Raw genomic sequence first — 14,058 nt, forward strand, 5'->3', positions numbered from 1 at the left:
AATTTTTTCCATTAACCTTAGTATCTCATAGCGAGTGAAACAGTGGTAGCAATTTCTTCTTGCTTGATTCCTGATACAGTATAAACACTGAAGTTATCTGTGTTTGACTTCATATATCTTCCATTAACCAACAATTCGAAGTTATAAAACTTATATCCAAGATCAATAAATAAAGTATCTGTACTTGCTTCACCTGTAACTATCATTCGATTATTAACATTTAATGTTTCAGTATCTAAAGTTCCCATAGTATAAGCAACTCTTTTAATTACTAGTTTATTTTTTGGTGCATTTTTAAAGTCATCAAAGTATCCTAGTCCATAAATATATCCCTCAGCATCTGTATCTCTAGATAATAAAACATTTGTAAAAGTTGTATCTTGAATTGCTACTGGAATATGTCTATAAAAACTTCCAAAAGTTACACCAAAATTTGGAAAAGAAGCTAATCTATAAGTAAACATATAAGAGTTTGTCATCTCTTTTGTAGCTGCTACTTCGTTTGGTGGGATATAAGCCATATTATTATATGGTTGACCCGGCGCTATGTTATTTGTATCAAGAACATCAGTTACATACATTCTTGATGTACTTGTATTTTTTATAGCAGCATCAAGTGTAATATGATTATACTCAAAGTCTAAGTAACCATACTTTGTACTTTCTAATAGCTCAACACCAACAAAAATTGTTTTTGCTTTAGAGTCTGTATTTGTCGCTATACCTTTTGTAGAATCATTATTTATTGAAGTTTTATATCCGACCGTAAGGTTATAACTATCTGGTAAGAACGACACACTAGCCTCTACTTCATACAGAGTTTCAACTTTATAATCAAAATTTGGATTGTTATTGCGTCTGTCCAAATTAGTTATACCTAATGATGCGTATAATTTCAACATTTTATCATTTTTAGATGAATTGATATCTTCACTAGCAAATATGCAATTTCCAAAAATAAACAACCCCGTAAATATAAAAATAATTTTTTTCATATTTTCCATCCCCTTTAGTTTATGTATTTAAACAAATATTACTAAAAAATACTTTATAGTTTCTTTATTTTACATTATATATATAATAAAAATATATTATAAATCAACATAAATTGTAAATTATTCAAATAAATTAGAAAAGATAATGTCTAGTTATTCGCGAAATATCTCTCTATTCCATCAGCTAAACCTGTAGCCATTCTTTTTCTATAAGTATCATTTACTAAACGTTTTGCTTCTGTAGGATGTGTAATAAAACCTACTTCCACAAGTACTGCCGGCATCTGAGCTCCAACAAGTACCCAAAACGGTCCTTCTCTTACACCACCGTCTTTTACACCTTTATAGTGCTTGTTAAGTGAACCTAGCATACCACGTTGAAGATCTATTGCAAGTTTATGGCTTGCTATGGTTTTTGCATGATTTAAAAACTTTAAAAAACTCTGTTTTGCATATCTATCCATATCAGATATATCTGCACTATTTTCTTTTGCAGCTATTCTCTCAGCTCTGCTTGAACGAGACGGTGAAAGGAAATAACACTCTATCCCTTTTGTCTGATTTGCGTATTTTTTACTTACGGCATTTGCATGTATACTTATAAAAAGATCGGCATCTTTTTTATTTGCATATGCTGTACGGCGACTAAGTTTTATAAACTTGTCTTTATCACGTGTCATATGTACTTTGTAACCGCGTTTTTTCAAAATGTTTTTTAAATGTTTAGCTATTTTATAAACTACGATCTTTTCTCTATAACGTTTATAACCTACTGCTCCAGGATCTTTACCGCCATGACCAGGATCTATTACGATCACCTTATCTCTATCTGCCCTTTTTGGAGTATATGGCTTATTTGAAATATTTGGTATATACTTTTTAGCACCCTTATCTGTTGGTACCATTTTTATAGTTAGTTCAGACGATACTCTTGAAAAATTTACTTTTACTTTTGTATTGTTTTCGATCACTAAACGGAGTGTATTTGGATCGTATTGCGCTATTTTAATCCTATTTATTCCATCTTTTCTGAGAGTTTGGCTTTTTGTAAGCATAGAGGCATGTATGTCAAATACGTAACGGTATCTTTTATTTTTAGAATCATACAAAGTAAAATAATTAATCTGATTTTGACGTAAGTTCTTATCAAAACGTAAAACTAAACGACTTGAGTCTTTCCATGAAATATTTTTTAGTTTATGAGTTGATTGTATCTTAATCTCTTTAGATTTTTTAACTCGTTTCTTTACAGTAGTTTTAGAGGATCTTTTTTTTGTCTTTTTTAAACCATCGAGTTCATCTTCATATTTAGATATATCTATATGAAGTTTTTTTCCGCTTCTTACAATACCGACAAGTGAACTGTATCTTAGATCATCATCTGAATCCATTAGAGCTCTAAGGTAGAGGTTTTTGTAGTCGTTATATGCACGGAACTGGTCTGATTTAGAACCAGTTTTCATGTAACTGTCGGCTCTTTTTAAAATCTCTATATCACTTTTTGCATATAGTGATATAGATAGAAAAACTATTAAAACTAAAAAACGAATCATATTTTAATTATTCGCCTTGTGTTAGTTTGTCCATTAGTTCTTTTACAGATATTAATTTATCTAGTTTATAACCATTTGTTCCAGAGAAAAATAAACCATTCTCTAAATCACCTAAATATGCATCACTTAATCTGTCTGCTATACAAAAGCCTACTGCTTTAGCTTCTTCACCACGGTTACAAGGAGCTACACAGTTAGATATACATTTAATGGCAGGACCTTCTCTTTTTTCAACTATATTTGTTAAGTTTGTTCTAACACCTTGAGCAGGATAACCAACAGGTGATTTCATAAGTTCAATATCTTCTTTTTTTGCATTTATCAATACTTGTTTAAGATTATCATGTGCATCACACTCATGTGTACCTATAAAGCGTGTACCCATTTGCACACCGCGTGCACCTAATGAAAACATTTCTTCAATGTCGTTTTTATCCCAGATACCACCTGCGGCAATTACTGGGATATCACCCCAAGTTGCAGCTTCTTCAACAACAGGTCCAACAATATTTTCCAGTTGATTCTCTTCTAATTTACATTGTTCATATGTAAAACCTTGATGACCACCGCTTTTTGGCCCTTCAACTACAACTGCATCAGGAAGGCGGTTATAACGTTTTTGCCATCTTTTACAAATGATCTTAAGAGCTTTTGGTGAAGATACGATAGGTACCAGTGCCACATCAGGGTAGCCCTCTGTAAACTCAGGCATATTTGTAGGTAGACCTGCACCAGTGATGATAATATCAATACCAGCTTCACATGCGTCACGAACTACACGACCATAGTCATTTATAGCATATAAAATATTTGCTGCAAGAGGTTTGTCTCCACAGATTTTTCTAGCATTTTTAATAATAGCCTCAAAACCCTCTTTAGAATAAAAACTTTCTTCGCTTAACGGTCTATCAGCTACTAGTTTTTTAGCATATTTTTTATTTTCATAATAACCTGTACCAACGGCTGATATTACACCTAATCCACCCTCTTTTGATACATTTCCTGCTAGTTGATCCCAACTAATACCAACGCCCATTCCACCTTGAACTATAGGTTTTTCTATCTCGTATTTTCCAATTTTTAGTGGTTTAAAACTCATTAATTTACCTTTAGTTTAGCGAATTTTCTTTTCCCGACTTGAAGAATATATTCTCCTACGCCTAGTTGCAGTTGTTCATCAGATATTTTTTCTTGATCTATTTTAACAGCACCTTGCTTAATATCTCTTCTAGCTTGTGAAGTTGATGGCTCAATGTTACAATCTACCAATGCTTTTGCAATCCAAACTTCACCATCGCATGAAAACTCAGGAATATCTGTTGGAATTTGGCTTTTTGCGTGAACTTTTTCAAACTCGTGCTTAGCATTTTGTGCTTCATCATCAGAATGATATCTAGCAGTAATCTCTAAAGCTAGTTCCTCTTTAACTTTTTTAGGGTGAAGTGAACCATCCTCTACACCTTTTTTAAGTGACGCGATCTCGTCTAAGCTCTTTGTACTTAAAAATTCATAATATCTCCACATTAACTCATCAGATATACTCAACACTTTACCGAACATATCATTTGGTTCATCCGTAACACCGATGTAGTTATTTAATGACTTACTCATCTTCTGTACGCCGTCAAGTCCTTCTAAAATAGGCATCATAAGTACAGCTTGTTGTTTTTTTACAGCATACACTTTTTGAAGCTGTCTACCCATTAAAAGGTTGAATTTCTGATCAGTACCACCTATCTCTATATCGCTCTTTAGATGTACAGAATCATAACCTTGAAGTAATGGATACATAAACTCACTAACAGCTATCGGTGTGTTTGAAGCAAATCTTTTTGAAAAATCATCACGCTCTAACATACGTGCTACAGTTAATGTAGATGAAAGTTCCAATATACCGCTAGCTCCTAATTTTTCAAGCCAATCATTATTATAGTAAATATCTGTCATACTTTCATCAAGTATTTTAAAAGCTTGTGTAGTGTAACTTGTGATGTTTTGTCTTATCTCATTTCTGCTAAGCACTTTTCTTGTCGCACTTTTACCTGTCGGATCACCAATTGTAGCTGTAAAATCACCTATTAAGAACTGTACACGAGCACCATACTTTTGAAAAGTTGCCAGTTTTTGAAGTAATACAGTATGCCCTAAGTGCAGATCAGGTGCAGTCGGATCAAAACCGGCTTTTACGGTATAAGTTTTTCCCTCTTCAAAATAAGCTTTTAATAGTTTTTCAATTCTTTCATCATCTATTATTTCAGCTGTGCCTCTATGTATCTCTTTTAACGCTTTTTCTAACATTTTTTTCCTATATAAATTTATTGATATGCATCATCAGTTCTAACTAAATGAACGACCTTAACTTTTTGCTCAATTTTAACACGAAGTTTATTAATATCTCCATCTTTTGTCTCAAATCCTATCTCACAATAACGAGTTGATTCACCATTATTTTTTCCAAGTTCCAAAGTATTAATATCAATACCTAGTTTTGCCAAATAGTTTAAAAACTCGGCAAGTGTACCTTTACCACTATGTAAAGATATGATCATGTTGTAATTAAAGATATTTTCCTTATCCCATTTTACAAAAACCATATTTTCACCATCAAGCAATTTGGAGTTTGCATTTTGACACATCTTATGATGGACATGGGCTTTACCTTTTTCTAAAAAAGCCATTATTCCATCACCTGTTTTTGGGTGACAACAATAATCAAATACTACATCATTAATATTATTATTTGAGTATACAGAAACTCCCCTATGAGAGTATTGTCTCAATTTAAATCTGTGACGTGAGAGAAATCTTTTAAACCTGTTATTTGAGCTTATATACAAAATATATTTTTGTATAACCTCTTTTAAATGATCCAGGTCAAGTGCAATTGAGCATTTTTTATCACAATTTACATTTTCAAACCAATCCTCAACGCGCGAATAATTTAGATTCATAATGGTTGCAATGATATTAACAGCAGATTTTGTATCAATATCTTTTAACCTTGAGTTACAGTTATGCTTAATATTAGTTCGTGCTTTAGAAGTTTTTACCGCATCATACCATGAACATCTTGTTATGATCTCATCAGAGAGTTCAATTTTTACAATATCTCCGTTTTGAAGCTCATGTAAAAGAGATGCTCTTTCTTTATTTACCAGTGCATTTTGTGCCTTGTTACCGATCTCTGTATGCACAGCATATGCAAAGTCGAGTGCCACGGCACCTCGAGGCAGTGTAAAAGCTTCACCTGTTGGTGAGAAAACTGATATATCTTCAGAGTAAAGATCGTTTTTGATAAGCTCGTAAAAATCCTCTACTGATTCATTTTGATAACCTAAATTGTTTAACCAATCTAGTTTTATAGTATCTGCTCCACTTTTATATTTCCAATGTGCTGCCACTCCAAGCTCAGCTGTTTGGTGCATCTCGTATGTACGAATCTGAATCTCAAAAATTGCAGCTTCATAAAAAACAGATGTATGAATAGTCTGGTAACCGTTATCTTTTGGAACTGCTATATAGTCTTTAAACCTTGAAGACAGAGGCTGAAAGTGTAGATGAATTAAACCTAAGATCGTATAACACTTCACTTCATCTTTTGTTAAAATTCTAAGTGCTAAAAGATCTAACACTTCATCAATACCAATACCTTTTCTCTGCATCTTTAAGTATATTGAGTAGCGGTGCTTTACACGTGATAATATTTCAAAGTCATCTTCACAAAAACCATGCTTAATTAGAAGTTTAGATACTGTATTTTTAAACTCGTCCAGTTTCATTTCAATTTCATGGAAATTTGTATCTAGATAGTTATCAATATGATGTTTTTCCTCTTTAAAAAGATAAGAAAAGCTGACATCTTCAAGTATATTTTTTAAAAAACTGATACCCAAGCGGTGTGCGATAGGGGCATAAACGACTAATGTTTCTTCAGCTATACGTTCTTGCTTATGTGTAGGCAGAGCATCTAATGTTAAAATGTTGTGTAATCTGTCACATAACTTGACAACTAATATCCTTACATCTGTGATCGATGCAAGTAACATTTTTCTAAAAGATAGTGCTGATACTATGAGTTTTTCATCTGAATATGAGGGTATAAGTTCATCGTCACGTATTGCGTCGATTTTTGTAAGTCCACCTACAAGATGAGCTACATCACTGCCAAATTTACTTTCTATCTCTTCAATAGTAATATCTGTATCTTCAACAACATCGTGTAAAAGAGCAGCCATCGCCATTGAAATATCATTTGTAATCGAAGCTACGATTGCTGCTACTAAAATTGGGTGAATTATATATGGTTCACCACTTTTTCTAAACTGCCCTTCATGTGCTTGGATTGCATACACAAGGACATTTTCTAATTTTGAGGTCTCTTCAAAATGTGAGTATAAATATTGTGCGGCTGAATCAATTGTATGAAGGTGTTTAACCTTCTCAATATCTACTTGATTCAATGCCAAACTTATGCCTCTGAATCAACAAAGCCTTTTACAGTTACAAGGCCTTCAGCAATTTCCATAAGTGCTAAATCTGCAGCTTTTACACTTTTTGGGTTAATGTTTAGTTTGCTAGTAGCTCCGTTTAAAAGTTCATCACTTCTTTTTGAAACAGCAAGTGCTAATTGGTAACGATCCATGCTAGGGTTGTTTTCTAAAACTTTCGCAGTTAATTCTTCTACTTTCATTTATAAGTCCTTTGTTTTATAATAATATTTTATCTAATATTGATAACTATTTCACTATTGAACAGTTTTTACCGTCATTTTTTAAAATCTCTAAAAGATTTCCTTTTTTGAACATATCGCACACGATAATAGGAAGTTTATTATCTTTTGCAAGTGCTATAGAAGTATCATCCATAACTTTAATATGATCGCTTAAAGCTTGATCATACGTGATCTCCTCAAGTTTAACAGCATCTTCAAACTTTTCAGGATCTTTATCGTATACACCGTCAACTTTCGTAGCTTTTACAATAACTTCAGCACCAATTTCAACTGCACGAAGTGTAGCAGCAGTATCTGTTGTAAAGAAAGGGTTTCCTGTTCCGGCTGCAAAAATAACTACACGACCTTTTTCAAGGTGTCTAGTAGCTTTACGGTTTATATAAGGTTCAGCGATCTGCTCCATTTTTATAGCCGTTTGCATTCTAACCTCAAGACCTGCATGTTCACATGCTTCTTGCATAGCTACACCATTGATAACAGTAGCCAGCATACCCATGTAATCACCACTAGTTCTTTTGATTATTCCATCTTGAGCTGCAGTAACACCACGAATAATATTACCACCACCAATTACGATACCAACTTCTATTCCTGCATCTACAAGAGACTTTATTTCACCAGAAATATAATTTAATATCTTAGTATCTATACCATGACCTGCTTCACCAGCAAGAGCTTCACCTGAAAACTTAACTAAAACACGTTTATGAGCCATGAAAAACCTTTATTAATTTCGCGAATTATATATAAAAATGACTTTAATATTGCTTTGGTATTATCTTTTTTTTAAGCTGAAATAGCTTATGATATACTAAATTTAAAACAACTAGGGTTAGTTTTGGAACATAAAACAGTAAGACAATCTGGTATCAATACTCTATCAAAAGCTCCTAGAAAGGAGAAGGAACATGCTTATATTCTTATAGATAATGATGCCATGAAACTTGTCCCTGTTGACAAAAGAATACTAAATATAGGTCTTAAACTAGATTTTAAACTTTTTTCAATACACGAAAAAACCCATATGTCACTCTTTCTGCAAGCTCATTCTGTAATAGATGAAGACAAAAAGCAGAAACTCCAACATGTTGAACAAGTGTATACATTAGAATCGGAGAAAGATAAATATAATAACTTTTTAGAGTCGCACATACAAGACATTGTAAGAGATGACACTCTTACTTTAGATGAAAAAACAGACATAATTTATGAAGCGACGACAGACTTAACAAAAGAATTATATTCTAACCCTGATGCACTAAAAAACTCACACCTGACCGAAAATATTGTAAGACCGATTTTGGAAACTATTTTATACAATGAAGATACTATTTCATCATATATGAAAATAATAGAATATGATTACTATACCCACACACATTCACTAAATGTAAGTGTATACTCTCTATGTTTGGGAGCTGAACTAAAACTAGATAAAGAAAGGCTAACAGCGCTTGGAAAATCAGCTTTATTACACGATATAGGAAAAAGTGAAATTGATCCTAACATTGTTAATAAACAAGGATTTCTGACCGATGAAGAGTTTGAAACTATGAAGAGTCATCCAGGTATGGGTTATGAAATAGCATTAAAATATAATATTAATGATAAAGATATACTAGATGGAATAAAACATCATCACGAAAAGGTAGATGGACAAGGTTATCCTGAGAATTTATCTAATAATAGCCTAGGATTATTTCCTAGAATAATTTGTGTTTGTGATGTATTTGATGCCTTAACGACTAGACGTTCTTATAAAAATGCAATGCATTCATTTGATGCTTTAATGCTTATGAAAACACACATGAGTTCACACTTTGATCAATCAATTTTAAATACTTTTATTAGAATGCTTCACGACTAATCTAAACATACTGCTGATTATAAATTAATCATTAAATCAGATAAAATCTATCCGATTTGATTTATAATAATGTATATAAAATCTAAAGTAGGATTTATTATGCAGGAAATTATGACAACGTATAAAGATAATGTAAAAGATATTGAAAACTTTTTAAGAGAAACAATATTTAATCTTGGTGATCTAAAAGAGTGGGAAGGCACAAACTTTAAAAAAGTTTTTAAAGTATTTCCATCACTAGAACTAGTATATACATGTAATGCAGAAACAATGATTCAAACATCTGAAAATGTATATAGGCATAAAACGACAAAAGCTCCTATAGGAAGGAAAAGAGAATATCTTTTAAATAACGTAGAATTTAATGGAACTGAACTAGCAATTACAAAACCATACATTAGCAGCGCTACTGGTGACACATGTATAACGGTAGCAAAAAAAGAGAATGGAAACATATATTTTTTAGACTTTAACATAGTGATGCTTCTTCAAAGACTAGGCCTGGTAGAAATTCATAGCGGTTTTAATTTTGTAAACAAAAGCTTTTACTTTATGACGGCAACTATCATGATGATCTTAGCTTTGTTTACTATAGGATACTCAATTTATTCTTTCGCACATTCACTTATGATCCAAGGAGATATATCTATTGAAGCTATCTTTAAACCAGTGATTGCTCTAACTCTTGGACTTGCGATTTTTGATTTGGCAAAAACAGTTTTTTCTCAAGAGGTTGTATTTAAAAGTTATTCCAAAAGTTCATACGAAGAGTATAGGGTCTTAATAAAGTTCTCAATAACAATTATCATAGCCTTACTTATTGAATCACTTATGGTTGTATTTAAAATTGCAATAGACAACTATGAACATATGATTCATGCATTTCATCTAATAGGCGGTGTATCTATACTTATTGTTGCTGTTGGTTCATTTATCTATTTTACTAAGAAGAAAGCTTGTAATTAGAAACTTTTTATATAATATCCTTTTCTAAAAGGATATTAACACATGTCAGACTTTGTAAAATTTCAATGTAATTTAGACACTTTTATAGATGATTTAAACAAACTACTAGATCTAAATAATAAAAAAATAGATGAACTTTTAAAGCAAACAAATAAAACTTATGCATCATTCGTAAAACCTATGCAGATAATGGATGAGGAATTAGAACTTTTCTTTACACCATTATCACATCTAAATTCTGTAAACAACTCTGAAGAGACTCAAAAAACATATAGTGATTCACTGCCAATAATAACAGAATATTCTACTAATATTTCTCAAAATATTGATATATATAACTCATATAAAGAGATTTACGAAAATGAAAAAGAAACTCTAAACCACGAACAAAAAAGAGTATTAGAGCTTAATATTCAGGGCTTTGAACTAAGTGGTGCTCACTTAGATAATGAAACAAAAAAAAGACTTGCAGAGATCAACCTTAGAAAGAGTGAACTTCAAAATGATTTTTCACAGAACCTCCTAAATGCAACTAATGCATATGAGAAAATAATAACTGACGAAAAAGATGTAAGTGGTATACCTGCTAGCGATTTAGAGAGTGCAAAATTTGAAGAAGACGGTGTTACTAAATACCGTTTTACACTTCAAATGCCATCATACATAGCATATATGACTTATGGTCCTAACAGAGAGATTAGAGAAGAGATTTATAAGGCTTATGTATCTCGTGCACCTGAAAATGCAAAAATAATAGATGAACTTTTAGAACTTCGTCATGAAATGAGTAATCTACTTGGTTTTAATAACTACTCTGAATATTCTTTAGCATCTAAAATGGCCGACTCAACAGATAGTGTTTTAAACTTCTTATATAAACTACAAAAAAACTCAAAAGCTCAAGCAGAAAAAGAACTAAAAGAAGTACAAGCATTAAGTGAAAAAAAACTAGAGAGTTTTGACAGTGCATTTTATAGTGAAATACTGAAAAAAGAAAAATACGATATTGATGAAGATGAATTTCGTCCATATTTTGAGCAAAACAGTGTTTTGAACGGAATGTTTGATTTCTTGTACATACTATTTGGTATACAGTTTCAAAAAGTAGATGAAAAACTATGGGACGATAAAGCTACTGCATACGACATTTATCTTAATGATAAACTTCGCTCACGTCTATATTTTGACTTAGAAGCTAGAAAATCAAAACGTGGCGGTGCTTGGATGCATAATTATCAAACTCATTCTACTGATGAAAATGGTGAGAGAAAACTGGCATCAGCTTTTGTAGTATGTAACTTTCCAGCTTCTTCAAATGAATCTCCATCACTTCTTAGACATGACGATGTAGTTACGCTATTTCATGAGATGGGACATGCGATTCATCATGTTTTATCAAACGTTAATGAAAGTGAAGTTAGTGGTGTAAACGGTGTTGAATGGGATGCAGTTGAGTTCCCATCACAGTTTTTAGAAAACTTTGCATATGAGCCTAAAGTTTTAAAAATGTTTGCTAAACATTATAAAAATGGAGAAGTTATACCGGATGAAATGATTCAAAAATTGGTAGATTCTAAAAATTTCATGTCAGCTTCGGGGATGCTTAGACAATTAGAATTTTCTATATTTGATTTTAAATTGCATACTAAGGTATATAAAGGTGAGGAAGTTCAAGAGTTACTAGATAGTATTAGAAAAGAGACGACCCTTATTAAAACTCCATCATATAATAAATTTCAAAATGGGTTTTCACATATATTCGCAGGAGGATATGCAGCTGGATATTACAGTTATAAGTGGGCTGAAGTATTAAGTGCAGATGCATTCTTTAGAGTTGTTGATGAAGGAATATTTGACTCTTCAACTGCTAAAAATTATCTTGACATTGTATTAGATGGCGGTGGTGCTAAAAGTCTGAGTGAATACTTTAATGAACTTATGGGAAGAGATGCAGATACAGATAGTTTATTAAGGCTTAATGGAATAAAATAATGAAGATCATATCTTTATTATTTTTTCTGTTGTCCACTTTATTTGGAGAAACTGAATTGAGAATAGCTACATACAATGTTGAATCGTTATTTGACTTAGAAAAACAAGGTTATAAATATAAAGAGTATAAACCTTATGGAAAGTCTCTTTGGAATAAAAAAAACTACAATATAAAACTTACAAATATATCTAAAGTGATAAAAGATATCGATGCAGATATCATAGCTCTGCAAGAAATACATTCCATTCATGCACTTAAAGACTTAAGACTAAAACTTAAACAAATCGGTTTATACTACAAATACTATAGAATAGCAGATAAAAAAGATTCAACTATAAAAGTTGCGCTCTTAAGCAAAGTACCATTTATATATTCTAAAGAGGTAGTAGTCGGAAATTCATTTAAATACAGAAACATTCAAGAAGTAAAATTTAAAATCAATAATAAAGAATTCTATATTTTTAATAACCACTGGAAATCAAAGAGCGGACCTGAAAGTATGCGCATGTTTTCTGCTAAAAAACTAAGAGATAGACTAAAAGAGATAGGATATGAAAAAAACATCATTCTAGTCGGTGATTTTAATTCACATTATGAAGAGAATATAATATTTTTAAGAAATAGAAATCATAATGATACAAATGGAAAAACTGGTATAAACGATATACTTAGAACAATATATCAAAAAGAAAAAGCTAATAAGAATAAATACGTTGAAAATTCTTTTTATAACCTTTGGTATGATACAGAAACAGAGAAAAGGTATAGTTACGTATTTAGAGGAAAAAAAGAAGCTCTTGATAATATAATAGTGTCTCAATCACTATTAGACAATAAAGATATGGACTATAAAATAGGAACTATACAAAACATATCAAAAGATTATATGATATATAAGGGGAAATACCCATATAGATGGAAAATATCAACAGCAAGAGTTCCTAAACATAAAGGAAAAGGATATTCTGATCACTTACCTGTTGTAGCTACATTTGTTCTTAATTAAGACACCACTCTATTGGTGATTTATTATGAGCTAATAGATAGTTATTAGACTGAGAGAAAGGCTTTGATCCAAAAAAACCACGATATGATGAGAGTGGAGATGGGTGTGGTGCTTTTAAAATTAGATGCTTATTAGCATCTATTAGCTTTTCTTTCATCTGTGCCGGTCTACCCCATAATATAAATACAACATTTTCTAAATTATCATTAATAGCTTTTATAGTGGCATCAGTAAAATACTCCCAACCCATTCCTTGATGAGAATTAGCTTGGCTTGCTCTAACAGATAAAACTGCATTTAATAGTACTACACCTTGATTCGCCCAAGATTGAAGATTTCCGCTTGTTGGATATGAACATCCTAGATCATCTACAAGTTCCGAAAAAATATTTTTAAGTGATGGTGGTAAAGCTACTCCATCTTGAACTGAGAACGATAAACCATGAGCTTGTTTGGGACCATGGTATGGATCTTGACCTAGTATTACTACTTTAACTTCTGAAAACTCTGTAGAATTGTAAGCATTGAAGATATTTGAATTTTTAGGATATATAGTGTATTTTGATTGTTCATCTTTTAAAAAAAGCTTTAAATTATAAAAATATTCTTTATCAAATTCATTATGTAGTACATTTATCCAGCTTTGTGGTATTTTTGGGTTTACTATTGACATAATTATCCTTCTATAAAAGATATTTTATCACAAATATTTGATAAATAAAGAAGCTTCAATAAAAAAATTGATTAAGTAAAAAGTTAAGATTAGATTGTAAAAAAAGAAACTGATCAACTAGGCGGCGACCTACATTCCCAATCCTGAAAGGACAAGTATTATCAGCGATGAGAGGCTTAGCTTCTGGGTTCGGAATGGGGCCAGGCGTTTCCCTCTCTCTGTTGCCACCTAGACAATCAAGTGTAAATTCATCAGTATGAACTTACACTTGAC

At 31.7% G+C, this 14,058-nt stretch carries 12 protein-coding genes and 1 rRNA gene; 4 read left to right on the forward strand and 9 right to left on the reverse strand.

Annotated elements, in window-relative coordinates:
- Window positions 1-17: 17 nt before the first annotated feature.
- From ABZA65_RS09240 to pyrH, 7 genes are all read right to left on the reverse strand, one after another.
- Window positions 18-995: a hypothetical protein gene (locus ABZA65_RS09240; protein ID WP_373072926.1), complete on the reverse strand. Its 978-nt coding sequence runs from the start codon at window positions 993-995 to the stop codon at window positions 18-20.
- 149 nt (window positions 996-1,144) lie between these two features.
- A complete protein-coding gene (locus ABZA65_RS09245; RefSeq protein WP_373072928.1) occupies window positions 1,145-2,548 on the reverse strand; it encodes an N-acetylmuramoyl-L-alanine amidase in 1,404 nt (467 codons plus the stop codon).
- A gap of 7 nt (window positions 2,549-2,555) precedes the next feature.
- Window positions 2,556-3,647, reverse strand: coding sequence for a nitronate monooxygenase (locus ABZA65_RS09250; protein ID WP_373072930.1), 1,092 nt, complete (start codon window positions 3,645-3,647; stop codon window positions 2,556-2,558).
- Window positions 3,647-4,846 carry a tyrosine--tRNA ligase gene (gene tyrS, locus ABZA65_RS09255; protein WP_373072932.1) on the reverse strand — a complete coding sequence of 400 codons (1,200 nt, stop codon included), beginning with the start codon at window positions 4,844-4,846 and terminating at the stop codon, window positions 3,647-3,649. Before tyrS ends, ABZA65_RS09250 begins: the two co-directional genes overlap by 1 nt.
- Window positions 4,847-4,863: 17 nt before the next feature.
- Window positions 4,864-7,014 (reverse strand): bifunctional (p)ppGpp synthetase/guanosine-3',5'-bis(diphosphate) 3'-pyrophosphohydrolase, encoded by a 2,151-nt coding sequence (locus ABZA65_RS09260; protein WP_373072934.1) that lies wholly within the window; start codon window positions 7,012-7,014, stop codon window positions 4,864-4,866.
- 2 nt (window positions 7,015-7,016) lie between these two features.
- The gene (locus tag ABZA65_RS09265; protein WP_373072936.1) at window positions 7,017-7,238 is read right to left on the reverse strand and encodes a DNA-directed RNA polymerase subunit omega; all 222 of its coding nucleotides are present in this window, start codon (window positions 7,236-7,238) and stop codon (window positions 7,017-7,019) included.
- 46 nt (window positions 7,239-7,284) lie between these two features.
- The gene (gene pyrH, locus ABZA65_RS09270; protein WP_373072938.1) at window positions 7,285-7,995 is read right to left on the reverse strand and encodes a UMP kinase; all 711 of its coding nucleotides are present in this window, start codon (window positions 7,993-7,995) and stop codon (window positions 7,285-7,287) included.
- A 123-nt stretch (window positions 7,996-8,118) separates the two neighbouring features.
- On the opposite strand from pyrH, the gene ABZA65_RS09275 reads away from it, so the two are divergent.
- From ABZA65_RS09275 to ABZA65_RS09290, 4 genes are all read left to right on the forward strand, one after another.
- Window positions 8,119-9,147 (forward strand): HD-GYP domain-containing protein, encoded by a 1,029-nt coding sequence (locus ABZA65_RS09275; protein WP_373072940.1) that lies wholly within the window; start codon window positions 8,119-8,121, stop codon window positions 9,145-9,147.
- A 99-nt stretch (window positions 9,148-9,246) separates the two neighbouring features.
- On the forward strand, window positions 9,247-10,113 hold the full coding sequence (locus tag ABZA65_RS09280; protein ID WP_373072942.1) for a hypothetical protein: 867 nt from the start codon (window positions 9,247-9,249) through the stop codon (window positions 10,111-10,113).
- A 42-nt stretch (window positions 10,114-10,155) separates the two neighbouring features.
- Window positions 10,156-12,105, forward strand: a complete 1,950-nt coding sequence (locus ABZA65_RS09285; RefSeq protein WP_373072944.1) for a M3 family metallopeptidase — start codon at window positions 10,156-10,158, stop codon at window positions 12,103-12,105.
- A 56-nt stretch (window positions 12,106-12,161) separates the two neighbouring features.
- Window positions 12,162-13,112, forward strand: coding sequence for an endonuclease/exonuclease/phosphatase family protein (locus tag ABZA65_RS09290; protein ID WP_373072945.1), 951 nt, complete (start codon window positions 12,162-12,164; stop codon window positions 13,110-13,112).
- Here the strand turns inward: ABZA65_RS09290 and ABZA65_RS09295 are convergent.
- The gene (locus ABZA65_RS09295) at window positions 13,105-13,785 is read right to left on the reverse strand and encodes a uracil-DNA glycosylase (protein WP_373072947.1); all 681 of its coding nucleotides are present in this window, start codon (window positions 13,783-13,785) and stop codon (window positions 13,105-13,107) included. The two genes, ABZA65_RS09290 and ABZA65_RS09295, sit on opposite strands and share 8 nt — an antisense overlap.
- Window positions 13,786-13,901: 116 nt before the next feature.
- Window positions 13,902-14,017 (reverse strand): 5S ribosomal RNA (gene rrf, locus ABZA65_RS09300).
- Between the last annotated feature and the right edge of the window lie 41 nt (window positions 14,018-14,058).

It is taken from the genome of Sulfurimonas sp., assembly GCF_041583195.1.
Taxonomy (GTDB): Bacteria; Campylobacterota; Campylobacteria; order Campylobacterales; family Sulfurimonadaceae; genus Sulfurimonas.

Coding starts and splice junctions, on each gene's coding strand:
- ABZA65_RS09245 (WP_373072928.1), bottom strand. CDS start 2,548: ATGATTCGTTTTTTAGTTTTAATAGTTTTTCTATCTATATCACTATAT.
- ABZA65_RS09280 (WP_373072942.1), top strand. CDS start 9,247: ATGCAGGAAATTATGACAACGTATAAAGATAATGTAAAAGATATTGAA.
- tyrS (WP_373072932.1), bottom strand. CDS start 4,846: ATGTTAGAAAAAGCGTTAAAAGAGATACATAGAGGCACAGCTGAAATA.
- ABZA65_RS09295 (WP_373072947.1), bottom strand. CDS start 13,785: ATGTCAATAGTAAACCCAAAAATACCACAAAGCTGGATAAATGTACTA.
- ABZA65_RS09285 (WP_373072944.1), top strand. CDS start 10,156: ATGTCAGACTTTGTAAAATTTCAATGTAATTTAGACACTTTTATAGAT.
- pyrH (WP_373072938.1), bottom strand. CDS start 7,995: ATGGCTCATAAACGTGTTTTAGTTAAGTTTTCAGGTGAAGCTCTTGCT.
- ABZA65_RS09250 (WP_373072930.1), bottom strand. CDS start 3,647: ATGAGTTTTAAACCACTAAAAATTGGAAAATACGAGATAGAAAAACCT.
- ABZA65_RS09240 (WP_373072926.1), bottom strand. CDS start 995: ATGAAAAAAATTATTTTTATATTTACGGGGTTGTTTATTTTTGGAAAT.
- ABZA65_RS09265 (WP_373072936.1), bottom strand. CDS start 7,238: ATGAAAGTAGAAGAATTAACTGCGAAAGTTTTAGAAAACAACCCTAGC.